The 22948-nt window shown below is 50.3% G+C and carries 20 protein-coding genes; 9 read left to right on the top strand and 11 right to left on the bottom strand.

Annotation, left to right across the window (positions count from 1 at the left end; genetic code table 11):
* Positions 1-229 precede the first annotated feature (229 nt).
* The 6 genes from Mal48_RS19420 to Mal48_RS19445 all read left to right on the top strand — a co-directional run bounded on the left by Mal48_RS19420 (position 230) and on the right by Mal48_RS19445 (position 6420).
* The gene (locus Mal48_RS19420; RefSeq protein ID WP_145203573.1) at positions 230-676 is read left to right on the top strand and encodes a hypothetical protein; all 447 of its coding nucleotides are present in this window, start codon (positions 230-232) and stop codon (positions 674-676) included.
* Between the two features lie 405 nt (positions 677-1081).
* Positions 1082-1828 carry a hypothetical protein gene (locus tag Mal48_RS19425; RefSeq protein ID WP_145203576.1) on the top strand — a complete coding sequence of 249 codons (747 nt, stop codon included), beginning with the start codon at positions 1082-1084 and terminating at the stop codon, positions 1826-1828.
* A 48-nt stretch (positions 1829-1876) separates the two neighbouring features.
* The gene (locus Mal48_RS19430; protein WP_145203580.1) at positions 1877-2776 is read left to right on the top strand and encodes a hypothetical protein; all 900 of its coding nucleotides are present in this window, start codon (positions 1877-1879) and stop codon (positions 2774-2776) included.
* A gap of 454 nt (positions 2777-3230) precedes the next feature.
* On the top strand, positions 3231-3854 hold the full coding sequence (locus Mal48_RS19435) for a UbiX family flavin prenyltransferase (protein WP_145203583.1): 624 nt from the start codon (positions 3231-3233) through the stop codon (positions 3852-3854).
* Positions 3855-4073: 219 nt separating this feature from the next.
* Positions 4074-5105: a DUF1559 domain-containing protein gene (locus tag Mal48_RS19440; RefSeq protein WP_145203586.1), complete on the top strand. Its 1032-nt coding sequence runs from the start codon at positions 4074-4076 to the stop codon at positions 5103-5105.
* Positions 5106-5250: 145 nt separating this feature from the next.
* Entirely contained in the window at positions 5251-6420 is a 1170-nt protein-coding gene (locus Mal48_RS19445; RefSeq protein ID WP_145203589.1) for a class I SAM-dependent methyltransferase, read from the top strand.
* An 83-nt stretch (positions 6421-6503) separates the two neighbouring features.
* Here Mal48_RS19445 and Mal48_RS19450 read toward each other — a convergent pair whose 3' ends face one another.
* The 4 genes from Mal48_RS19450 to purE form a co-directional block, all read right to left on the bottom strand.
* Entirely contained in the window at positions 6504-8042 is a 1539-nt protein-coding gene (locus Mal48_RS19450) for an ammonia-forming cytochrome c nitrite reductase subunit c552 (protein ID WP_145203592.1), read from the bottom strand.
* Between the two features lie 48 nt (positions 8043-8090).
* Positions 8091-8585, bottom strand: coding sequence for a cytochrome c nitrite reductase small subunit (gene nrfH / locus Mal48_RS19455; protein ID WP_391601812.1), 495 nt, complete (start codon positions 8583-8585; stop codon positions 8091-8093).
* 368 nt (positions 8586-8953) lie between these two features.
* Positions 8954-10090 (bottom strand): 5-(carboxyamino)imidazole ribonucleotide synthase, encoded by a 1137-nt coding sequence (locus Mal48_RS19460; protein ID WP_145203596.1) that lies wholly within the window; start codon positions 10088-10090, stop codon positions 8954-8956.
* Positions 10084-10578, bottom strand: a complete 495-nt coding sequence (gene purE / locus Mal48_RS19465; protein ID WP_145203599.1) for a 5-(carboxyamino)imidazole ribonucleotide mutase — start codon at positions 10576-10578, stop codon at positions 10084-10086. Before purE ends, Mal48_RS19460 begins: the two co-directional genes overlap by 7 nt.
* Before the next feature lie 261 nt (positions 10579-10839).
* On the opposite strand from purE, the gene Mal48_RS19470 reads away from it, so the two are divergent.
* The gene (locus Mal48_RS19470) at positions 10840-11595 is read left to right on the top strand and encodes an SDR family oxidoreductase (protein WP_197441840.1); all 756 of its coding nucleotides are present in this window, start codon (positions 10840-10842) and stop codon (positions 11593-11595) included.
* Positions 11596-11729: 134 nt separating this feature from the next.
* Here the strand turns inward: Mal48_RS19470 and Mal48_RS19475 are convergent, their stop codons facing one another.
* The 5 genes from Mal48_RS19475 to hflX form a co-directional block, all read right to left on the bottom strand.
* On the bottom strand, positions 11730-14270 hold the full coding sequence (locus tag Mal48_RS19475; RefSeq protein ID WP_145203602.1) for a protein-disulfide reductase DsbD family protein: 2541 nt from the start codon (positions 14268-14270) through the stop codon (positions 11730-11732).
* Between the two features lie 243 nt (positions 14271-14513).
* Complete coding sequence (locus tag Mal48_RS19480; protein ID WP_197441841.1) at positions 14514-16073, bottom strand: thiamine phosphate synthase; 1560 nt, start codon at positions 16071-16073, stop codon at positions 14514-14516.
* Between the two features lie 322 nt (positions 16074-16395).
* Positions 16396-16986 (bottom strand): thioredoxin family protein, encoded by a 591-nt coding sequence (locus Mal48_RS19485; protein ID WP_145203605.1) that lies wholly within the window; start codon positions 16984-16986, stop codon positions 16396-16398.
* An 87-nt stretch (positions 16987-17073) separates the two neighbouring features.
* Positions 17074-17745, bottom strand: a complete 672-nt coding sequence (locus Mal48_RS19490) for a hypothetical protein (protein ID WP_145203608.1) — start codon at positions 17743-17745, stop codon at positions 17074-17076.
* A gap of 218 nt (positions 17746-17963) precedes the next feature.
* On the bottom strand, positions 17964-19289 hold the full coding sequence (hflX, locus tag Mal48_RS19495; RefSeq protein ID WP_145203611.1) for a GTPase HflX: 1326 nt from the start codon (positions 19287-19289) through the stop codon (positions 17964-17966).
* A 188-nt stretch (positions 19290-19477) separates the two neighbouring features.
* On the opposite strand from hflX, the gene Mal48_RS19500 reads away from it, so the two are divergent.
* A complete protein-coding gene (locus tag Mal48_RS19500; RefSeq protein WP_197441842.1) occupies positions 19478-20746 on the top strand; it encodes a YkgJ family cysteine cluster protein in 1269 nt (422 codons plus the stop codon).
* Between the two features lie 11 nt (positions 20747-20757).
* Here the strand turns inward: Mal48_RS19500 and Mal48_RS19505 are convergent, their stop codons facing one another.
* Positions 20758-21099, bottom strand: a complete 342-nt coding sequence (locus tag Mal48_RS19505) for an STAS domain-containing protein (RefSeq protein ID WP_145203617.1) — start codon at positions 21097-21099, stop codon at positions 20758-20760.
* A gap of 150 nt (positions 21100-21249) precedes the next feature.
* Here Mal48_RS19505 and Mal48_RS19510 point away from each other — a divergent pair, with 150 nt between their 5' ends.
* Positions 21250-21444 carry a hypothetical protein gene (locus Mal48_RS19510; RefSeq protein ID WP_145203620.1) on the top strand — a complete coding sequence of 65 codons (195 nt, stop codon included), beginning with the start codon at positions 21250-21252 and terminating at the stop codon, positions 21442-21444.
* Here Mal48_RS19510 and Mal48_RS19515 read toward each other — a convergent pair.
* Positions 21428-22888, bottom strand: a complete 1461-nt coding sequence (locus Mal48_RS19515; RefSeq protein WP_145203623.1) for an HTTM domain-containing protein — start codon at positions 22886-22888, stop codon at positions 21428-21430. The genes Mal48_RS19510 and Mal48_RS19515 overlap by 17 nt on opposite strands.
* Between the last annotated feature and the right edge of the window lie 60 nt (positions 22889-22948).

Below are 22948 nucleotides of genomic sequence, written 5' to 3' on the forward strand. Positions count from 1 at the left end.
TGCCTTCGGCCTCTCGAACATTGAGTTCGCTGTTCACGATGTCAGTTTACGGGAAAGTCATCAGCACTGATCCAGGAAACGAACCTGACTTCCAAAAGAGTTGGAAGGCTCCTGTTCGAAAAGTTCACGGATCGGGACATAGTCTGACAGCTTCGCTGTCAAAATTAAACAGAACACCGCAGGTCACAATAATGACTCGTGTGTTCGTAGAGGACACAGGGAGGGTGAAATGTTCTCAGTATCTTTGAAGATGACTGCAGCTGTCGTTGCAGTTTCGATGTTCAATACAGCAATGGCACAGAGTCCGCACAACGGTCGCGTTCAACAAACGCATCTCGTTCAAGCACCGGGGAACGGTTACGTTGCTCCGCACGGACATGGTGGAGCACATTATCCACAACTGAATGCTCCGCTGTATCCAAGCCCGGTTCAGTATACGCCTTCCTGGAATGGTGGGGCGATCATTACGAACCAAGCGTTTGCTCCACACGAAATGCTGTACCCGCATGAATACCATGCCATGTATGGCCCGTATTACTACAACGTCAAAGGGGGCTGGATCTGGACCCCGTTCGGGATGCGTCAGCACGAACAAGTGAAACTGGAAGGAACCGAAGTGATTGTGAAATACAAATCACATCGCCCTCTCTTCTCCGGATTTCGCCCACCACGTTAAGCAATCCGAAAAATTTCGTGAGTTCAGCCTCGTGAAAGAACGCTAACGATTTTATCGGAAGCATTCTCACGAACAGACGAGGGAGCACTAAAACTGCTCTCAACATTTCGGTTCACGAATCGATCCGAATCACTCTGCCCTTCTCGCCCGATGCCGCCCGCACGGTATCGGATGAGAGAGCAAGAGCATTTCCAATTTGTCTCCACGTTCTGCCCTATGGCGAACAGACCATGAAGCTGCGAAAGCGAACTTCCTGGACACGACAAGCATTGAAAATGTTCTAGAACTTCAACTTTTCAAAATCGTACTGATCGCCGTCAGAGAAGACGTTTGGCTCTCACTTGTTTGAGACCACTCTTGTCTTGAGCGTCGGCAGTCGAACACTCAGACCCAGGAATAAGAATCATGATGACTCTCGTTCGCAGTTGGAGCCTGCGGTTTGTTGCCGCGAGTCTCGTCCTGGCGACGGTCCCCGTATCAGCAGAGGATGCTGAGGGAGTCGTACGTCTTGGCCAGTCAGAATCGGCCGGCGTCGTCCGCGTCAGCGATCAATCTCAACCGGAATTCACCTACCGTGGTCAATCCGATGAAATCCAGCAAGTCAGTGCATGTAAAACATGCCCGACATCGGACGGTTACGCCTCCGATGGTTATGTGACAGATGGCTATGTCACCGACGGTTACGTTACCGATGGCTACGTCACCGACGGTTACGTTACCGATGGCTACGCGACTTGCGAACCAGGTCCGTACCTGTGTGCAAACTCAAAAGTTGGACAATGGCTCAGCATGAACATGTTCTTCCTGAGGCTTCGCAACCAACAACGTTGCAATACCCTCAAGGCATCATGCCGAGCTGACATTGCAGAGAAGAAGGCTTACCTTCGCTGTAAGTTTGGATACTTCTGTCCAACCGGACCAGATGGGAAGGGCGCTCCACCTTGGGGCAAATACAGCATGGTTTACCCCGTGAATCCGAACTACTTCGATTCACGCGACGGACAGGTTTATGCCGCTCCGGGTCATGGTGGTCCTGTTTCTGTGCCTCTCGCACCGAACGTGAACCACACATACAACTACGGTTGGGGCATTCCTTCCAGTCGACTCACACCTGTTGCTCACCCTCTCACTCCGGGAGTTCCGACTCCGTAACAACAACTTACGGACAACGGGACTCATTTGTATTACAGGAATAAAACGATGGTTCGATCAAAAATTCTTCGAAGCAAACTTCTCGCAGTTGCGGGAATGTTGTGCCTGATCACCGGAGTGGCTTCGGCTCAGGAATTGGACGAAACGGGAGTCGTCCACATTACCGATTCTCCCGCAGTCGCTGCCCAGAATGGACTGTTGCAAACAAATTGCGACAAGACAGCCGGGGCGGGCTTTGGAAATTCTGCTGGCTGTCAGCAGGGAAACTGCCAGCAGGGAAACTGCCAGCATGGAAACTGTCAGAATTGCCCAAATGGGATGTGCCAAAACGGATACGGTGGATACGGTTGCCGACCATACGGAAGATGCCCACTTGGCGCTATCTGCCCAATCGGTGGAGCCGGTTGCAATGGCTGTAATTCATGCTGTGGAAAGCTGAGCTGTTCGGCTCGCAAAATCCTGGCGTGGCTGGACCCTTGCAGTGGAGTCTGCTCTTACGCTCCATCTCACGGATTCATGATTCCCGGCAAGCAACCCTACTTCCGTCAGCCGGTTTCCTATCAACATAACTACCCTGCAAAGTGGACCGGTGGACATCCAAGCGGTTACCACGGACATCGACCTGCGGTTTACACACCGACAGACACAACTCAACTTGGATACTACTACCAAAAAGTTCCAACGTGGGTTCCTGTCCCCGGGATGATTCCACCAGCTCCGCGACCACAGGACTGGCATCGTTTTGGCCCCACAGCCAACGCTGCTCCTTACTGTCCGGTTGAGTCAGTTCAGGAAATTCAGGGAGAGCCGACTCCAACCGACGCCAACGACGCTGACGGCTTAGTGCCACCAACACCTCCAGCAGCACCGGCCCCACCTAAGGAAATCGACAAGGTCGACCTGGAACGATCCGCAACGAACCCAAATCTGCTGCCAATTGTAGAATAATCGAAAGCAATCACAGCAGAGACTTGAAGCGAACGGATTCACCCTCCGTTGTAAGAGGCAGTCAGACTTCGGTTTGACTGCCTCTTTTTTATTTACACAACAATTTAGAACTGATCCTGAAATTTAATACTGCTCTCTCAAACGTTAAGAAAAGCGGCTATTCCAGAGGTTTTCGGACTGGTTCTAACGTTTGTTGTACAGGCGAAGCTCGCCTTCACGACTTCATGAACGACTCACGACAAGGCAGCACTCAAATTCATTTTTTGGTATTTGGTAGAAAATTTCTGAGAATCGGTGTTGAAGACTGTGAAATTCCGCGTTTGTGTCAGTGCAAAGTGGGCAGCAGGAATCTGAAAGTGATTTGGCAGTAAAAAAACTGTTTCAATGATATCGTTTTGCGGTTCATCACTCTAACTTGGAGACCGAAACAGACTGACAAATGGAATGAAACCGCATGAAACGTATTGTTGTCGCCATCACCGGAGCGAGTGGATCACTTTATGGAGTCCGCTTGTTACAAGTCCTACTCGAAACAGGAAACGAAGTTCATTTGACGATCAGCCCGGCAGCGACGCAGGTTTTTGCTGCTGAGCTGGGACTGCAAATTGATCCTCTCCAGTTCAACGCCGAGGAACTACTGAATTCAATCCCCGAAGACTCGCAAGTTCGAGAACGAACCGGGAAACTGTATTCCCATGCGTATCAGGATTTTTCGGCGGGAATCGCAAGTGGTTCCTTCCTGACTGACGGGATGGTGATTTGCCCCTGCTCAATGGGAACATTAAGCAGTATTGCAAATGGCCTTTCATCGAATTTAATTCACCGAGCTGCCGATGTTCATTTGAAAGAGCGCAGGAAGTTGATTGTTGTTCCTCGCGAAACTCCACTTGGAAGCCTTCAGCTGGGAAACATGAAAACATTGTCCGACGCCGGAGCAGTGATTTTACCCGCGATGCCAGGATTTTATCATCAACCACAGTCGATTATGGATCTGATAGATTTTGTCGTCACTCGGATCTGCGACCAACTTGAGGTCTCTGCGAACCTCACAAAGCGTTGGGGAAACTCAGCAAAATAGCACCAAAATGGGACTTTTCGCTGTCCAATTTGATAGTCGACCCTGTAATATGTAAGACAATACCAGCAGTTCTCGAATCGGTGTGCGAAATCTGTCCGTGGAGTTCGAAGTTCTTCTGTCAGAACTGTTTTTCACGGCTCCAATAGCACGAAAGTGCTCCAGAATTGATCATAAATCACGAGCACAAAGCTCCCTCATTTTGAAATTGAGAGGTCATCTATGCGTCGATGCGACATCAAACAACGTGAAATCTCCCGAAAAAAATCGGGGTTCACGCTCGTCGAATTGCTTGTGGTCATCGCAATTATCGGCCTCCTGGTCGCTATGCTGATGCCAGCTGTGCAACGTGCTAGAGAAGCAGCACGTCGGAGTTCTTGCTTGAACAACATCAAGCAACTTGGACTGGCATCACAAAACTACCTCGACAGCCATCGAACCTTTCCTTCAGGCTGGATTGAAGCTGACGTTGATCCTCTCAACCCAAATCCTCCGGCCCCGTTATGCGATATCGACCTGTCGCAATATTTTTCTCCTCCTGTTGTGATCAGCTCTGGGAGTGCACCACCGATTACGATTAGTGACTGGACGATGGGACGCCCTTGGGCTTTGCACTCATTGATTCTGCCACAGATCGAGCAGGGGACGCTCGCCATTCAGTTTGAACTCGACAAAACCAGCAACAACCCCGATGCACCAATCAACAGTAACTGGGAGTATCTTCAGGTTCCTGTTCCCTCGTACGTTTGCCCAAGTGCCAGCCTTCCGGACAACCGACCGGGCAACCTTGCCTATTCCAGTTACCGAGGAAACATGGGATTCGTGGCAACACAAGCTCAGAACGCACAAGGCCAACTCCCCCCTCAGGGCGGCCCGGTCGAGAACGGAATTTTCTTCAAGAACAGCAGCGTTGATGACCGCGACATTACTGATGGAATGTCGAACACAATCATCTTTGCAGAATCACTCTTCGGTGGTTTTTGGGGCGACAGCTACGCCTGTTGTGCTCGAGGACGCGACGACATTTCCGGTTCGCGATTCGACACCTACTGGACCGGAACACCTGCCAATGCTCAAAACTGTAACCTTACAGGAAGTATTCACTTCTTCGGCTTCGGTAGCTTCCACGGCGATGTTTTGAATATCGCTCTGGCAGATGGATCGTCTCGGTCGATGGCGAAAAACGTCGATGACCAGATTTTCTTCGCACTCTGCACACGGAATGGCGGAGAGCCAATTGGTGGAGAATTTTAGAATCCAGTCGATTCGTACCAAATCAAGTCAAATAACAGCCTGCACATTGCGGGCTGTTTTTTCTTAGCGTGAATTCGATTTTCAATTTCACAGCACACAGATCTCAACAACAGACTGATCGACGTGCTGCTGCACGGCATTCAACATGACCGCTCATCTCGAAGAATTCATCAACGCATTCCACAGTTCCGTTGGAGAGAAGCGATTCCAACGCTTGATCTTGAGTGCACCAACTCAAGGAACCTCACTCGAAACTCCACGCAAGCAAACCGTTCGTCCCATAGAAATCAAGGGGCAGAACGTTCTTCAATGGGAACTCCAGTTCGATAAGCTGCAGACTCACCAGAACCTCTCATATGAGGAGTCAGTCGAGAAATTCCGCAACGAATTTGGAGACCTGTTTCGGGAAGCTTATCTCTTCACTAATGAAAGTGAAGAGATCCTTAGAAAGTCAAAGAAAGGGCTGAAACACACAAAGAAGAAAACGACGCCTCAGGAACCCCGCGTCTCATTAAAACACAATCGGTCCAAGAACTATCTCATCCCTGAAGGTGTTCCTTGTCCGTTTCTGGAAGCACTTGGAATCATGAACGCTGCAGGGAAGGTCCATGCAGCTCGCCAAAAGAAATTCCGTCAGGTCAATCGTTACCTCGAGATCGTCAACGACCTTTATTCCGAACTCCCCGCCGATGGACCAATTCGAATTGTCGATTTCGGTTGCGGGCTCAGCTACCTGACTTTTGGAGTCCATTACCTGCTGACGTCCATCCATCAAAGAGAGGTCATCCTGCACGGCATCGACCAAAAAACAGATGTCATCTCACGTTGCCAGAGTCTCGCTGAGAAACTTCAACTGGAGGGACTGGAGTTCTCGAACGGAAAGATTGAGAACACGGCGCAACAGACGAAAGTTCACCTGGCTCTTTCATTGCACGCTTGCGACAGTGCCACGGATGTTGCTCTTGCCTATGCCGTCAATGCTCAGGCAGATGTCATCCTTGCGGTTCCCTGCTGCCAACATGAAGTCTTTCCTCAGCTCCAGAATGACGATCTGAAACTGATTCTAAAACACGGAATCCTCAAAGAGCGAATCGCAGCTCTCGTAACCGATGCACTCCGCGCAGCGACGCTGGAAGCCAAGGGTTACAAAACTCAGATCATGGAGTTCATCGACCTGGAACATACCCCAAAGAATTTATTGATTCGCTCTGTGCGACGAGACAAGCCTCCTGACGCTAACTCACTCTCGCGATACGAAGATCTGAAGGAGATCCTGCATATTCAGCATCTCGCTACAGATCAAATTCTTAAGTAACACAAGACCGCTGGCTCTCTTCCTTTGTATCCAGCCTGCTCGTCATTGCGCGAGCCTGTTGAAAAAGATGAGACGTATGCCTCCTACTCTTTTTCAGCCGCTTCCTTGGTGTTCCCGATTTTGTACGCGGCTGCTTGTGCCTGACGGCTGTAGTCGATTGACTCACCGAGAATTCGGACCGCTTCCTGATCCGCGTGGAACCCTTTGGAGTTTTCGCTGCTGATGTAGTCGAGCCGCCACATCGCTTTACGCTGCATCTCTCGGATCGGCTTCAACTGCTCCTCAGTCGCTCCATTCTTCTGTGCTTCAATGATGGCATCGAGCATATCAGTCATGGCCACAGCAGCCCGATCCATCTGTGCTGTTGTACGATTTTGAATAATGTCAACGCGAGCTTTCAGTTCTGCTTCTGGAACATTGTGACAGGTTTGACAGGCGCGGTTGATATTTAACATCGGGCTTCTCACCCAGTGAGTGCTGAATTTGGTGGCCCCTTCCTTTTCATACGGCATGTGACAGTCGCTGCAACTGACACCGGCTCTTGCATGAATTCCCTGACTCCAGAGTTCAAACTCTGGATGCTGAGCCTTGAAGACTTTCGTTCCTGTTTCTTTGTGAACATAGTCGTAGAATTCGCCGCCTCCATCAGGGAATTCGGTCTCTTCCCATTCTTTTTCCAGATCTTCGACTTTGAGTCCATTGCTCCAGGGGAACGTCAGCGTCATTTTGTTTGCACAGTAGTATTCAACGTGACACTGTCCACAGACGAACGACCGCATTTCCTGTCGGGACGCATCCAGGTTCGGATCATACGGCCTTTCTTTTCCCGACTCACGCCATTTTGCGATACTCGGCAAGTGTGGAACCGGATCCTCGCTCTCAGCCAGCTTGGCGATTCCTTCAATGAACCCCGGACGTGTGACCCGGATTTGCATTGTGTCAGGATTGTGACAATCGATGCAGGAAACAGGATGGGCGCCACCTAGATGAGGGTCACCTTCGGTTGCTTCGACGACCCCATCTGGAGTCTTCAACAACTCTGCGTACACATCCTCAAAGTTCTGTTGGCTGACAGCCTTAAAACCAGCCATCACAGCTTCCTGATTAAAGGAGTCTGCCAGCTTGGCTTCAGTCACCTCGACCCCTTGTTCTTCAAGACCGATTCGGCGATACGTCGGGACGATCGAGGCATGACAATGCAGACAAGCCCCAGCTTGCTGGACTTCCGTAACCCGTTTCGTCGCTTTCTGATCGCTCAGCATATAGGCATGCCCACGCGCTTCGCGGTAATCGAGACTGAACGCATATCCGGCGTAAAGCCTTTTCAACCAGGGTTGCTTCTCCAGCTTACTTGGGGGCAAAGCATCGCTCCCGCCGAACTCAGTCCGTTCGGTATCGACCGTCTTCAAGTATGTTTCATATTGCAAAGGAAAGTTCAGCCCCCATGGTTCAGGGTCTGTGCTCACTTCGTTCACTTCGACAATTTTCACAAATGGCGTTCGTGCTTCCTGCTTCCGCTCGAAGATACTCACAAGCAACGCAATCACACCAAAAGATGCCGCACCGACCAGAAATGTCAGGAGGAACATCCAACGAACGAGGCCTTGATTTGAAGATTTCATAGAGTTGGCTTTGGAACGGAACAGTAAAAAAATGTTGAATCTGGCTGTTTAATCTCGTTTTGAACCGGATGAAATCGTCCGGAAAGCGTGGCCGACATCGCTATGACAATGAACGCAAGAGAGCATGTCATGAGCCTTGGCATCGCCCGTGCCTGCTTCTGTTTCGACCGGCAAAAGAGGATGAATAAAATCCTCATGACAATCGATACATGAGCTTTGAGTCACACGCCGATTCCGCGGCTTGATTTGAATTGGATCGTGGTAATCATGCAGCGTAAACGCCAAAGAGTGAAAGAATCCGTTGTCTGCTTTTGTCACCCATTTCCCCACAAAATCGTGAGGCAGGTGACAATCATTGCAGACTGCGACATGGTGGTGGCTGCTCTGTTGCCAGGAATCGAAATGGTCCTGCATCACGTGGCAATTCGCACATCCTTTGGGATCATTGCTGAGGTAGCTGGCCCCTTTTCCGTACCCAAACGTGAAGACTCCCAACCCGGCCAAGATCCCCAGCATTGCAGAAAAGGTGACGGCAAAATAGATCGTAAGACGTTTCCGTTGGACGCCTTCCTTTGTCTGAATAGCCTCAGCCCGTGTGCCAGTAGTCTCAGTCTCGTCTGACAAGGTGGTTTGCCTCAAGTACAGTTACATCTGTCGTCGTCAGTGAAGTACGTTTTGTCGATGTACATTTTGTCGATGCGCGTGGGTGATGTGCAACGTCGGTGATGACTGCCCGGCAGAGAACTCCGCCTTCGGGAAATGGAGCTTCCTTTGCAGCCAAAAACGCAACAAAGGTCGATCAGTATTCACTTCATCGAATTCATTTCGATCAGTCCCGACTCTCCCGCACGATACGAAATGATATCTGTTGTTGTCAATTCGCGGCGAGCCTGAGGTGAGCGAAGCAACCTCTACAACAAGCTTCTCACTCTTCGGGCAATCTCTTCCGCGCTGGAAACATCGTTGGAGAGTGCGGTGAGATGCCCCATCTTCCGACCTGGTTTGGCTTCGCTTTTCCCATACAAATGCAGATGAACTTCAGGGCACGAAAGCACAGCCGCCCAGTCCGGTTGGCTCGCTTTCGGCCAGAGATCACCGAGGAGATTGGCCATTGCAGCCGGCTGCCGAAGCTCTGTTGAACCCAGCGGAAGATTACAAATCGACCGGACCTGCTGTGCGAACTGGCAACAGTAACTGGCATCGACTGTCAGGTGTCCTGAGTTATGCGGTCGCGGAGCGATCTCGTTCACGAGCAGATCATCGCCGCTGGTTTCAAACAGCTCCACACAAAGTACGCCCACCACATCAAGTGAGTCCATCACCGTTCGCACGATCTCCTTGGCTCTCTCAATCACTTTCGGACGAAACAGTCCCGGCCCCGCTAACGAAACATCCAAAATGTGGTTGGCATGGTGATTCAAGATTGGATCGAAACAATCAAAGTTTCCATTTGCATCTCGGATTCCAATGATCGACAGCTCGCGAGTGAAGTCGATGAAGCCTTCGAGGATTGTCTCGTTGCCTGCGTACTGTCCCCAAATAGTCGCCAGATCGGCATCGCTGGTCACCATTTGTTGACCTTTTCCGTCATACCCCCAGCTGGCCGTTTTCAATATTCCTTGACCGCCAAATTCAGCTAGTTTAGAAGTCAGAGTTTCCAAAGAGTCAATGGCAGCAAACGGAGCTGTTGGAAGCCCGAAGCTGCGCATCAAAGACTTTTCCTTGAGTCGATTCTGAGCCGCTTCAAGAACCTGCGGTCCCGGGCGGACCGGAACAAATTTTTCAATTTGATTGAGCGCAGCGGTCGGAACGTTCTCGAATTCGAGTGTCACCACATCAACACTTCTTGCGAATTCATCGATCGCATCGAAGTTGTCATAATTGGTAGTCCACTCGCGATCGGCCACAGCCCCTGTTGGTGTCTTTTCATCTGGGGAAAAGACATGAACGCCATACCCCAGACGACGTGCTTCAATAGCAAACATCCGTCCGAGTTGACCACTTCCAAGAACACCCAGCTTCGCACCGGGAGAAATCTGCTTTAGCATAGTTCCGAGTTCTCCAGAACGCTCTCTGTTTGTTCCTTCTGAAACGCATGAAGTTTTTCACGCAGTTCGGGACGCGTGTTCGCCAGAATTCGAATTGCCAGCAAAGCTGCGTTTTTGCTTCCGGCATCACCAATCGCAAGTGTTCCGACCGGGACTCCACCGGGCATTTGCACGATCGACAGTAGCGAATCGAGCCCGTTCAGTGCTCGGCTTTTGACCGGGACTCCCAAGACGGGGAGGACAGTTTGGGAAGCAACCATCCCAGGCAGGTGAGCCGCCCCACCCGCCCCAGCGATAATCACTTCCAACCCGCGCTGTTCCGCAGTCTTTGCATATTCGTTCATCCAATCGGGAGTCCGATGCGCAGAGACAACTCGACATTCATGTTCGACGCCAAACTCTTTCAGCATGTCCGCTGCGGGTTGCATCGTCTCCCAGTCGGACTTGCTTCCCATAATAATCCCAACAAGCGGGGCGTTCTCCGCCATAATTTTCACTCCACGGACTTGGCAATTTTCTCCGTCCCTTCGGTCAAACAGTTCTCTGTTTCACATCCAACTGGACGGGACTTCCAGAGGATAATCTGCCCGGACTTCTCAAAACACCCTCGTTGCTAGAAAAGTCTTCGACGAATCCGGAAATCACCTCCGACAACTCTGGACAACTTTGATATGATCCCACTTTTGACAGGTGAGCCCGATCTCATCTCTGTTTTTGCGTGGGTAATCCTCTGAAGGAAACGTACATCAATGATCTCGATTGATTTGTCAGGCAAGGTAGCGGTCGTGACTGGGGGAATTCAAGGACTTGGCAAGGCGACAGCAACCATGCTTAAGCATGCAGGTGCTCAGGTCGCTGTCAACTACTTTGATGACGCAGAGGGAATCAGCCGGGGACGAGCCGCAACCTTGGCGGAAGAGTGGGGCGGCAACGGATTCGTTGCCGCCGCCGATGTCCGCAGCCGTTCAGAGATGAAACAGTTTTACGAACAGACGAAAGAGAAGTTTGGCCGAATTGATTTCCTGGTGAATAATGCCGCGGTGCTGAGAGATCGCAGTATCAAGAATATGACGGACGAAGAATGGGACACCGTCATTGAAACCAACTTGTCATCAGTCTTTCGCGCGAGCCAGTCTGTCACCCCTTATCTGGAGAAAGGGGGACGGATCGTCAATATGGCTTCTATCTCGGGAGTCATCGGATTTTACGGGCAAGCCAATTACGCTTCTGCGAAGGCGGGCGTGATTACACTCACGAAAGTTCTCAGCCGTGAACTGGCCAGCAAAGGCATTAACGTCAACGCCGTCGCTCCTGGAGTCGTACTGACAGAAATGGGTGAATCGATTCCGGACGCGGCACGTCAGAAAATGCTCGAACAGATTCCACTCAACAGGTTCGGAGAACCGGAAGAGATCGCCTCCACAATTTTATTCCTGTGCAGCGACCTCTCCTCATACATCACCGGACAAACTCTCCATGTCAACGGTGGATGGTGGGCAGCCTGATCCGTTCCACTTCAGATTGAAACGCCTGCTTTCTCGCAAATCCAAGGCTGTCTTTACGTTCTGCCTCGTGGTGAGTTGCCTATGAAGACATGAAGGCGACCTTCACAGGCAGGACAGCGAAGACGGACCGCGCACTACAAAGTTTTCCGGTCGACCTCTTCTTGGGCAACAGTCGTATTCTTTGCGTTCACAGCCTCTGAAAGGTAGTTGATAATTCCGTCCATCGTGTATGGCCCGGGAATTGCGGTTGCGTTTTTCTCAATGTCTGCAGGAAAAATAACGACGAGCGGAACCGATTGCACTCCGAACTTTTGGAGCCATTTTCGAATTTCTGCATCTTCTTGAGTGTAGTCCGCGACCATCGGGGTGATTCCGTGTTTGCGAACAAATTCGACAGTCGGTTTACGATTCAAAGCCCAGAGTTCGTTTGATTTGCAAACTCCGCACCAATCGGCTGTGAAGTCGATTAACATTGGCTTTCCCTGTTGGCGAAGCTCAATCATGCGAGCTTCAGAGAAAGGCTCCCAAGGCATTTCGTCGACATCAACGGGCTTGCCCGTTTTCTCTCCAGTGATCTCCGCAACACGAGCTTCTGCGGAGCTCTCAGGAGTGGTGCGGATATCGTAGATTCCATATGCAATCAATGGAGCTGCAAGCAGAGACGCATAGGCGAGCGGCTTGCCAAACATCGCTTGCCCATCTGTCGTCCCCAGGCCAATCATCCACAGGAAGATTGCGACCCCTAACAACAAAATGAGCAGTGGAACGTGTGTGGCTGCATCGAGTGAAACATTCATCAGCCAAATGACAGTCCCCATAAGGACGAACCCGGCATACTGCTTGAACCGCACCATCCACATTCCGGGGCGGGGCAACCAGTTGACAACCTGCGGGAAGAAGCCAGCTGCTAAATATGGAGACGCCATCCCCAGCCCCATCAGGCCGAAGATTAAGAAGTTAATTGCCGTCGGTTGACTGGCGGCGTACGCGATAACAACCCCCATAAATGGGCCTGTACAAGGGGTTGCCAGCAGGGTCGCGACAATCCCGGTGTTGAATGCGGCCATCAGTCCTTCATTATGATCATTCGCTGATGGAACCAGTCCGGGGATTGGGAGTTCGAAAACACCTAATAGACTCAATCCCATCGAGAAGACGATAATGCTCATCAAAATTGTGTAGGTACGATTCTGAAATTGCCCCCCCCAACCGATCGCTGCCGAAACAACAGCAAGCAACAGAAAGACCAGCAGCACTCCTGCGGTATAAGAGAGATTCAAGGTCAAAATTCTCGCACGACTTTCACCAGCCTGTTGAACCAGACTCAGAATTTTAATTGCCAAAACTGGCAAGACACAGGGCATGAAATTCAGAAGCAGTCCACCAATAAAAGCCAAGGGTAACGCAACCCCCAAAGAGGTAATTTCCCCTTCTGTGTCAACGGCGAACATGTCGACCTCTGTCTCTCCCTTGGGGACTGGAGGTGCTTGAATCTCGGCAACGTCACTCAGACCAACAGTCAGAGTTGGCGAAGATGCCAAAGCGATATGTTTTTCGGATTGTGCAGCCCCAAGTGAGAATTCAACAGGCAGCGGGGCAAGACAAGATGTTTTGCAAATCTGGTAGGTAATCTTTCCCACGACCCCCACATCTTCGGGATTGCTCACACGGAACGTTTGGGTCCATGTCACGCTTTCGTGATGTGCAAGAGCTTTTCCAACAGAAGTTTCGTGAAGTTCCGGTTCTTGAATTGAAGACCACTCGCCGACTGGCTCCATGCCGGTCACATTCGTGATCGAAATTTTCGTTGGACGTTCAAGTTGACCTTCAGCTTGTGTGAGGGCATACGTCTGCCAGCCTTCAAGCAATTTCATCGTCACCTGCAGTTCAACGTCTTCCCCTGCTTGAGCGTTCGGAGGCGACAATTGAAACTGCAGCCGAACTGGATCTGCAACAGTTTCTCCCCCCACCTGACGTGTCGGGGTAATTTGATACCCGACCTGATAATTTTCTCCCGCAGCATCTGACGCCGTGTTTCCCGACGCTGTCTCTGTAGAAGTCGGTTCGACAGATGAGTCTTGGGATGTTGAATCAGGTGCAGGAACTGAGGGAACAGTCTCTTCGAGTGTAAGAGTTTTCTCAGCTTCAGCCTTCTTTTCATCACGATATTTCGCAACAAATGAGTTCGACTTCGGTGTACAACTTCCTTTGTCGCAAAGCAGAAAATCGATCTTTCCAGAAAAAGATGCCGTTGTCACATCAGCCCCTTGTGGAGCTAAATAACGACGACTGAATGTTGTCGTTCCAATGAGCTTTTCAACTTCCTTTTCAAAAACCTCGTCAAACGAACGCTTCGGTTTTGGATTTGGCTTAAACGCATCATCCAATGGAGTCCAGCCACCGAGATCTTTCAAAGTGATCACGGTCGGTTTTGCAAAATCTTTGTCCTGCGAATAACTGTTGGCCCCTTTAGGGATGGTCAGCTTCAATTCGAAAACGACAACGCCTGCCTTTTCGCCTTTCTTGAGAACTGCCGAGACCTCCGGTTCTCCTGCTCCATCTAACTGGAACGCAGGTTTAACCTGATTCGTTTCGAAAAGATCTCCGAAATTCTGCGCTTGAACAGAAGCACCGAGCAAAAGCACGGAGAACGCGAATGTCAAAATGAATCGCATCGTGAAATATCCTCAAGAATAGGGAGCCAGAATTCTGACTCCAACAAACATAGCTTGGGGGTGGTCCGCAAAGTTTGCATTGTAATATTGAATGAATGAATCGTGCTGACCGAAATGGCCTGTCCAGCCACTCAGTCAAGCGGTCGCTCCAACAAATCATCTTACCCGATCTTTGAAATCGAGGCGAGATCTCTCTGCCTGAGTTATTATCGACTCAACTTCAGACGTGGTCTGTAGCGCACGTCACATTTTCACATTCTTTTCAGCGTTTGTGAAGAGCCGGCTTGCAAGCTCTCGCGCCCGTCCCCGTGGGTCTGGTGCAGCGCAAATCGTTGCACTCACTGCAATTCGGGCTGCACCTGCCTCGAAAACCAATCCTAAATTTGAGAGATCGATTCCACCAATCGCAAACCAGGGAAGATTGGTCTCGGCAGCGACTTCACTTAAGAAATCCAAACCAGCGAAGTCAGTGAACTCTTTTGTTTGCGAGGGAAATGTCGGCCCGACTCCAAGATAATCGGCTCCTGCGTAGATCGCCTCTCTTGCCTGTTCGATGTTGTGTGTCGAAATCCCCACCAACATTTGAGAACCGACAATCTTGCGGGCGTCACCGACAGAAAGATCATCCTGCCCTAAGTGAACACCATCTGCGTGGCAAGCGGCTGCCAAATCGGGACGATCATTCATGATAAACAAAGCGTCTTGCTCATACGTCCACTCCCGAACCTCCTTCGCCATTTCGAGCAACTCCCGGTCAGTCCGCCGCTTCTCTCGCAGCTGAACAATGTCGACACCTTTGGCGATGGAATCACGGACAGTCGTTTCCAGCCCGTATCGGCAATCCTCCGCAGTCACCAAAAGATACAGCCGCCGATTCTTGAGCCGCTCCCGGCTGTTGAAATTGGTTTCGATCGCTTTTTCAATGGTATAGAAGCGATACCGCGACTGCTCAAAACGCTGGCTGAGATCCGCATCAATCAACTTGCTGTATTCCTCCAAGCTCCTCAGAGCTTCTTCGATCCGCTTCATGCTCGCACGAAGAACATCAACCGGCGTTCCGCGGTACGCTTCAGAAGGAGTCGAAGTGGTCGTGCCAACGTCATTCAAAGTGTCTCGGCAGGTTACCCACTTTTCCTGCGAAAGGTGTCTCAGAGTCTCGGTAACCAAATGACGAAGTTCTTTGAGTTCGCGGGACAGAAACGATTCGTTTAAACCGAACCGTACAAAGTCCTCGACCACCCGCATTCCTTCCCGGCATCGATTTGCAGAAGCATCGAGAATGCGAAAAAGAGTTGGCTCATCAACAACACCTGCGCCCGCCGGTTTCACCTGAATTTCATCTTCAAGATCGATCCCAATTTCCAGGTCGGGCAATGCGATTTTCTCGACAAGATCTTCGAGTTGGACTCCATGCTCAGCGAAGACTTCACGAGTCGAAGCGTCCAATTCCATGGCAGACATCAACAGATGTTCCGTCCCGGTCACAGCCTCGACAGAACTGAGAATCGCGTAACGATCGGCATGGCGCAAAAGAGTGAGTTGCCATTCAAAGAAGATAAATGGCTCGGAGGCAGAGAAGTCCGAGCTGTAGTGATTTTGTAATGCCCCCAGCGTTGAGGTCGGGAGGTCCAGAACCTCAGTCGCTCGATTTTCTTCACCGAGAAGTTCCTGCACCAGCCATTCATACAGAGGCGGACGATCCTCTTTGTTCTCTGCGGCACGGCGACGGATTTGCGTAAGAATCCGCTGAGCCCCGGAAGTCATCTTTCGATCAGAAAAATTGGAACTCGGTTCGTCGTTCATGGTCTTATCTGAATCAGTCCCGGCAATTGACAACCATTCCGAAAACCTCTGGAATAGCCGCTTTCCTCAACGTTTGAGCGAGCAATTTCAAATTCCCGGGCTAGTCTAAAATTGAAAACAGATTGAACAGCACTGGCATGCATCTGTCCCGTTCACCAACAAAACTGCCTTCATTCAATTGCCCTGAAAAATATTGAGCTCTGGGCAATATTGAAAAGCATGGACTCAGGGTGCGCTAAATCGCACCCTGAGTGACCTGCTTCGTCATTGAGCACACAGTGAGTAACTCGATCATGAGTAACGCGAGCAATAGTGCACTGTATTAGGCAGTTGCTTGCCCGGTGAAATAGTCAGGTGCGTTCCCCTCTTTCCATTTGATATTACAGCCGATGCTCGGCTTTTGGTCTTCGATAACAGGCTCGCCAGCGAGAAGGGCATCGCAAGCCGCTCGGAGATCAGCTCCGGTGACGGGAATCCCCGATTGTGGGCGACTGTCGTCAAACTGTCCTCGGTAGACAAGTTTGTGATCTTGATCAAAGAGGAAAAAGTCAGGCGTGCAAGCAGCGCCATAAGCCTTGGCAGTCTCCTGAGTTTCATCGTACAGATACGGGAAAGTGTATCCTGCACTCGCAGCTTCCTCTTTCATCTTATCGGGGCCATCCTGCGGATAGTTCTCGACGTCATTCGAGCTGATCCCGATCACGTTCAGGCCTTTCCCCTGATATTCTTTTCCAAAGGCTGCAAGTGCCTCACGGAGATGAATCACAAAGGGACAGTGGTTGCACATAAAGATGACCAGCACGGGCTTCTCATTGAAATTTGATAGAGAAACAACGCTGTCGTCAATATTGGGCAACGAGAATGCTGGAGCGTCGCTCCCGAGAGGCATCATCGTCGAGGCGGTTTTCACCATTGGACTTTCCTTTGTTTGATTTTTGTAAATTGATGGATGCGAACACTCTTCTTGATCTTTCTGGTCCGCCCCAGTTCCAATAGAACGCTACGGCTGTTTTGGTGGTGTCACGATTTTCCCTTGGAGTTGGACATCGTCCCATTGGCCCAAATCGTCGAATGATCCCAAGCCAACCTGGCCCCATGTGAATGTCTTATCGTGAGCGACCATTTGTGGTTGCTCCATGTTGTCGAAGTAAATTTCGATCAATCCATCAGAGACTCGGCGCACCACCTTGACCTGATGCCAGGCTTCATCTTTCCAGGGAGTCCCATCATTCGTCTTTTCACTGATCTTGATTCGTGGCGCGTCATTCACAATAAAAATCTGATTGGCATGAGGATCAGTTTTTTCCCCCAAGTGCACGTAGTAAAAATTCGCCGGATCCTGATAACCAAAAAAGAGACACATATCTCGATGGGCTCTCGAAGACTGGAGCGTTTTCACCTTTGCCGAAAAAACAAAATCAGAAACCACCACGTCTTTCACTAACGAAAGACTATGAGGACTCCGATGAGGCGGCTGATAGTCACTTTTCCCAAGCAGATGATAGACGTGATTGCCGTTCTCTTCAGTCACTTTCCATTTTTTGACATCGGAGGGTTTCCAATTTTTGACTCCGCTTTCAAAGTCATCTTTGAAAACCGTAGGCAACGCTTCATCGGCAGCAAGTGTGCCGAGAGAGAGTACAACAGCCAGAAAACAGTAGAGTGAACGCATCGGCATAGACCTGCATGACTGGAAAAACTTTTTCGTTGACGGAGACTCATTTCTACCGTAACGCCGAAGCCTCCCAAGATGCAACTCTACACAGACGACGATGCGATGATCAAAAACCGCCGATGACTCAGTCATTCAGCCAGAAACCAGCTCTATAAAGACGAGCCGCAGCGAAATGAGTCGCCCACACTGGACGGCCCGCTTACCCGCTTACCCGCTTACCATTGATCTTCGGTCTCGTCCTCAATTGGTGAACCATCCATATTCGTCACGTTCGCCCCCGCCTGGGTGAGACCATAGGCGAACCGCTTCGGGATGCGGCATTCGTACACCACATTGCTGTCTTCGTATTCCGTGTTGACAACTTCAGCATGCTCAGAGAGAAACGCGTGAACCTTGCCATTCCCGGCAAGCGCTTCAACACGTGCGTCGAGATAACCGTCCGCCAATCGAGAACAGACTGCCTCCCGAAGTTTATCGAAACCAATCTGTTCTTTGGCACTCACCGAAATTGACGTAGGATACTTGGCTCGCAGAACATCAATTTTTGCGCGATCTTCAGCAGCATCGATCTTATTGAGAACGAGAATCGGATCGTCGCTATCAACTCCGACATCATTAAGAACCTGATTCACCGTTTCAATCTGATCGGCGGCATCAGGATGAGCGCAATCGACGACATGCAGCAGCAGATCTGCATAACGTGCTTCGGAGAGCGTCGACTTGAATGACGCCACCAAATGGTGAGGCAGGTCCCGAATGAAACCGACCGTATCACTCAGTAGCACACTCCCCCAGTTGGGGAGGGTCCATTTTCGAGTCCGCGTATCAAGAGTCGCGAAGAGTTTGTCAGCGGTGTAGACCTCAGCGCCGGTCAAGGCGTTCATCAACGTACTCTTCCCGGCATTTGTATATCCGACCAGAGAGACGGTCATGTGCTGAGTCCGCGCTGCGACTTGTCGTTCGCGCCGTTCGATCACATCTTCCAGCCTGCGTCGAAGTTCAGAAATTCGGCGATCAACCAATCGACGGTCTGTTTCCAGCTGTTTCTCTCCCGGACCTTTTCCGCTGCCAATCCCACCACTGATTCGTTCAAGGTGAGTCCACATCCGTGTGAGGCGGGGACGCAAATACAGAAGTTGTGCGAGTTCAACTTGTAGTTTTGATTCGTAAGATCGGGCATGTGTCGCAAAGATATCGAGAATCACTTCGCTCCGGTCGACAACCTGAGTTTTCGTGGCCTCCTCGATTTTTTTTCCCTGCGATGGAGAGAGATCTGCGTCGAATGCAATGAGATCGGCTTCTGTGACGCCGATCAAATCCTTCAGCTCCTGCAGCTTCCCTTTGCCGATATAAGTCGCGGCATCCGGCTTGTCTCGAACCTGCAAGACCTTTCCGACAACTTCGGAACCTGCGGTCGTCACCAGACCTTCCATTTCATCGAAAGCTCGCTCTCGGCTGCGACCGGAAAGTGGATCGATCACTGCCACGATCACACATTTACGAGCCTGGACTTTCAACTTATCGCGTTGTGGTTCTCCCAAGAATTTGGCTTTCTTATCAAAATGCAGGGCGTCAAAGAGACAAAAACATCAACGATGAACTTGAGTGAAAAACTTGAGTCAAGAAATTGACACCAACCTGGCAAGTTGGTTCGCTCTCATCCTCACCTCAGTTAAACTCTATGATTATAAGGATACTCAATTCATCACGTCGCGACTATCGAAATTTTATGCCACGATTGCAACTGGAACTTCCGACCATCCAAAACTGGAACTGTCACAACTGTAGTGGCTGTTGCAAACAGCATGGAATTTTTATCACTGAAGAGGAAAAAGAGCGAATCGAATCGCAAAATTGGGCAGCGTCGAACGAAATTCCAGACAACATGGAAACGGTCGTCACCGAGCGCAACCTGATCGGAAAGAAGAAATATCGCCTTGCCCAGCAGGAGGATGGCTCATGCGTCTTTCTTGATGAACAGGGTCTTTGTCGAATTCATGGAAAATTCGGCGAAAAGGCCAAACCGCTCGCCTGTCGAATTTACCCTTACGCGTTTCACCCGAAAGGGAACGGCATCGCTGTCAGCTTACGATTCAGTTGCCCGAGCGTGACGCAAAATCTCGGAAAATCGATCACCCGCCAAAACAAGGAAGTTCGCGAAATCGCTGAACTGGTCGTTCCCGAAGGTCGCAAACAATCTGCTGCTCCCAAACTCACAAACAAAGTTCAACTCACCTGGGAGGAAACTCTCGATATCGTAAACGCTCTCGACGAATCTTTGGCAGATGAACAGACACCGGTCGCACTGAAATTATTGCGAACATATTTCTGGATCGATCTGATTCAAAAAACGAACTTCAAAAACATTCGTGGTGAACGGCTGAGGGAACTCCTCAATTTACTGACAACTGCGGCTCCTGAGGAGGTTCCAACAATTCCAGAACCTCACCCGCCGTCCAAGGTGGCTCTGATGCAATTTCGACTTCTGGCCGGGCAATATGCCCGCAAGGATACATTTGCATCGATGGACACATCCGCAGGTGGACGCATGAAACAATTGAAGTCCGCCACACAACTCAGTTCGGGAACCGGGCTGCTACCGAAACTTCACCCTGACCTCAATGAGGTCCCGTTCGAAGCTCTGGAGGGGACATTCGGAAAGCTCTCTGAAGAGTCTGAAGAACTTTTCACCCGTTACCTTCGTGTGAAAATTCAGGGGATGCACTTCTGTGGCCCGGCTTATTATAACATCAACTTGATTGATGGATTACACGCTTTAATGCTCGTCTTCCCTGCAACAATGTGGATTGCCCGCTGGAGAGCGGTGACGCAAGCACGCTCTAAGATTATTGCCGAAGACGTCCGAGAAGCCTTAGAGATCGTGGATCATCAACATGGCTATTCCCCAGTACTTGGAACCTGGGGCTCAAGAAAGCGAGTCACCACAATGGTTCAAATGGGAGACCTCCAAAACCTCATCGTCTGGTATCAACGGTAGAGCAAACTGCTCTAGTCATCAACTTTCGGGATCTCGACCATTTTCACTTCCATCAGTGTATTCAGCCTGGTTGTTTCGAGCACTTCCTGAATGTCGTCAGAAGGATTATAGAGCTGGACATTCACTGCCTGCTGTGTGATTGATGTCAACAATCCCAGAAGCCCACTTGGCAACAGTGTGACGCCGGTGAGATCGAAAGCGAGCGTTTCGCATTCAACATTCTCGATCAGCTCGAGAATTTCTTTCCGACAAACCGCGACGTTGACATTATCGAGGACATCGCGTCCACCGAAGCCGACAATCGTTGTCGGACCAACCTGATAAACTTCAAGAATGGGGGTCGGCTCATTCATCGATTTGACTCAACCTTAGAACTGATCCTGAAACCTGAACTCGCTCTCTCAAACAATGAGGAAGGTGATCATTCGAAGACTTCTCGGACTGGTTCTAATTTTCGTTGGGGAAAACAATCTTTATACACCCATGAGCTTAATCATTCATCAATGCGAATCAAAGAGAAACTTGTCCGAGATCACAAAGAACGAGGATCGTTACCAATCTCAGCAGGTGAGCGTTTCGCCTCTGACAATCGGCCAGAGGGGCCACTCTCGACAAGCATCGTCTCTCGTCAGCGACAATTCGCAGTGGAAATCGACAACCACCATTACCATGAGAAAACGTTTATCGAGACGGATTGACGATGTGAACAGTTCGACCAAGACTGGGCTTCGTATTGACAGTGACCGACAATCGATATTCACCAGAGGGCCAATCCTGACCGATCGGAACCTTGAAGGTCGTACGGAGATCCTCACGAGGGGCGATGCTCCCTTCTCGTGCAACAACCCGGTTCTCGGAATCGCGCAAAGTATACTCAACCCACACATCACTATGAGGTTGAATCAATCGCGCCTGTATGAAAACGGTTTCGCCTGTCTGAAACGTCTTCCGCGGATTGATGACATACCCTCCGACGACGATTGTCCCCATATCAATCGAAAAAAGCTGATCTTCGACAGCCATTGAACGATCATCTTGCGTGATCTCTGCGACAGCTTCCTGACTTAGCGGCTGCAATACGATCCGTCCATCCGGTCCGTTTTCAGAATAGACGTCCATCTTTCTCTCTGCGGCAATGGAAAAGAGAGACATCCCGAGAAGAATGGCTCCAAAAGCTGGCCAGGAGGTAATCTGCGCGAGCGAAATTCGTTCAGCAAACTGCGGCGATTTGGGGAGCAACGACTGAAAGAATGTTCCAATCCTCTTTGCTTCCGACTCCTTCAGGAAGACAAAATAGACAGCAAAAAACAGCAACGGAAAGACCAGCAATCCGAGCATAAAAAATGTCATCGCATGAAACAGAATCCCAAAGGCCAGTAAGATGCGGCGGGCTGGATCCTTCCAGACGAGGAAGAGAAACAGACTTTCCCAAATCACAGCAAAATACCCAAAGAGGACCAGCGATGCAGGGAATCCAGTCATCCACTCTCCCAGTGGATTATGAAAATTCATATTCGTCAGCGACCAGAAAAACATTTGATCTCCGCTGAAGAATCCATGCGTTTGAGTTTTGGTGACCGCAGATCCCAAGTAGACGAATCCGATGAGCAGTTGGATCAATCGCTGTGGCCAAATCTCAGCTTCCAGGCTGACTGGCTCACCTGATTTTCGTTTTTTTATCCAGGCATCAACCGACCACACGGAGCCACATTCAGAAAATGAAAGCAGCACAAAAGTGTGGCAGGCGAAGATCGTATATTTCGTGAGCGTCCCCAATGCATCAAGCAATCCGAAATAGGCGACCAGCGCTGACAACGCAACAAGTGAAAGACGCGTTTTCCAGCCGACACAAACTGCCAGACAAAGAAAAACCATCGCTGTATACAGCCCCATCGCGATTTCAGGCGAGAAGATCGGCAACAAGTCTGTCATCCCATAATTTTCCCAGAACGGAGCAGGGGCTCCATCTGATGAATACATCTCTCGAACGTTCGGCCAACGAGGAATGACCGCAAACAACATCGCCAGCGGAACAAAAATTCTCGTGAGCGCCAGCGAATAAGGAACTTCCTTCGCGTAAAACCACTCTCGAAAATGGTTCACGATTCCAGAACGCTTTGAGTGCTGATGTTGTTCGTTCATGGTCGAGCCTTGTGCGCCCGTTCAGGCAGCTGTTCAAGGGGCTAGGGGGCGAGTATCAAG

Source organism: Thalassoglobus polymorphus, assembly GCF_007744255.1.
GTDB lineage: Bacteria > Planctomycetota > Planctomycetia > Planctomycetales > Planctomycetaceae > Thalassoglobus > Thalassoglobus polymorphus.

Excerpts from the sequence above, each read along its gene's own strand:
- Mal48_RS19475 (WP_145203602.1), bottom strand. The coding sequence starts at position 14,270 with ATGCGATTCATTTTGACATTCGCGTTCTCCGTGCTTTTGCTCGGTGCT.
- Mal48_RS19445 (WP_145203589.1), top strand. The coding sequence starts at position 5,251 with ATGACCGCTCATCTCGAAGAATTCATCAACGCATTCCACAGTTCCGTT.
- Mal48_RS19440 (WP_145203586.1), top strand. The coding sequence starts at position 4,074 with ATGCGTCGATGCGACATCAAACAACGTGAAATCTCCCGAAAAAAATCG.
- Mal48_RS19430 (WP_145203580.1), top strand. The coding sequence starts at position 1,877 with ATGGTTCGATCAAAAATTCTTCGAAGCAAACTTCTCGCAGTTGCGGGA.
- Mal48_RS19505 (WP_145203617.1), bottom strand. The coding sequence starts at position 21,099 with ATGAATGAGCCGACCCCCATTCTTGAAGTTTATCAGGTTGGTCCGACA.
- purE (WP_145203599.1), bottom strand. The coding sequence starts at position 10,578 with ATGGCGGAGAACGCCCCGCTTGTTGGGATTATTATGGGAAGCAAGTCC.
- Mal48_RS19470 (WP_197441840.1), top strand. The coding sequence starts at position 10,840 with ATGATCTCGATTGATTTGTCAGGCAAGGTAGCGGTCGTGACTGGGGGA.
- Mal48_RS19515 (WP_145203623.1), bottom strand. The coding sequence starts at position 22,888 with ATGAACGAACAACATCAGCACTCAAAGCGTTCTGGAATCGTGAACCAT.
- Mal48_RS19490 (WP_145203608.1), bottom strand. The coding sequence starts at position 17,745 with ATGCGTTCACTCTACTGTTTTCTGGCTGTTGTACTCTCTCTCGGCACA.
- Mal48_RS19450 (WP_145203592.1), bottom strand. The coding sequence starts at position 8,042 with ATGAAATCTTCAAATCAAGGCCTCGTTCGTTGGATGTTCCTCCTGACA.
- Mal48_RS19485 (WP_145203605.1), bottom strand. The coding sequence starts at position 16,986 with ATGGTGAAAACCGCCTCGACGATGATGCCTCTCGGGAGCGACGCTCCA.
- Mal48_RS19500 (WP_197441842.1), top strand. The coding sequence starts at position 19,478 with ATGCCACGATTGCAACTGGAACTTCCGACCATCCAAAACTGGAACTGT.
- Mal48_RS19510 (WP_145203620.1), top strand. The coding sequence starts at position 21,250 with ATGCGAATCAAAGAGAAACTTGTCCGAGATCACAAAGAACGAGGATCG.
- Mal48_RS19420 (WP_145203573.1), top strand. The coding sequence starts at position 230 with ATGTTCTCAGTATCTTTGAAGATGACTGCAGCTGTCGTTGCAGTTTCG.
- Mal48_RS19480 (WP_197441841.1), bottom strand. The coding sequence starts at position 16,073 with ATGAACGACGAACCGAGTTCCAATTTTTCTGATCGAAAGATGACTTCC.
- Mal48_RS19435 (WP_145203583.1), top strand. The coding sequence starts at position 3,231 with ATGAAACGTATTGTTGTCGCCATCACCGGAGCGAGTGGATCACTTTAT.
- Mal48_RS19425 (WP_145203576.1), top strand. The coding sequence starts at position 1,082 with ATGATGACTCTCGTTCGCAGTTGGAGCCTGCGGTTTGTTGCCGCGAGT.
- Mal48_RS19460 (WP_145203596.1), bottom strand. The coding sequence starts at position 10,090 with ATGCTAAAGCAGATTTCTCCCGGTGCGAAGCTGGGTGTTCTTGGAAGT.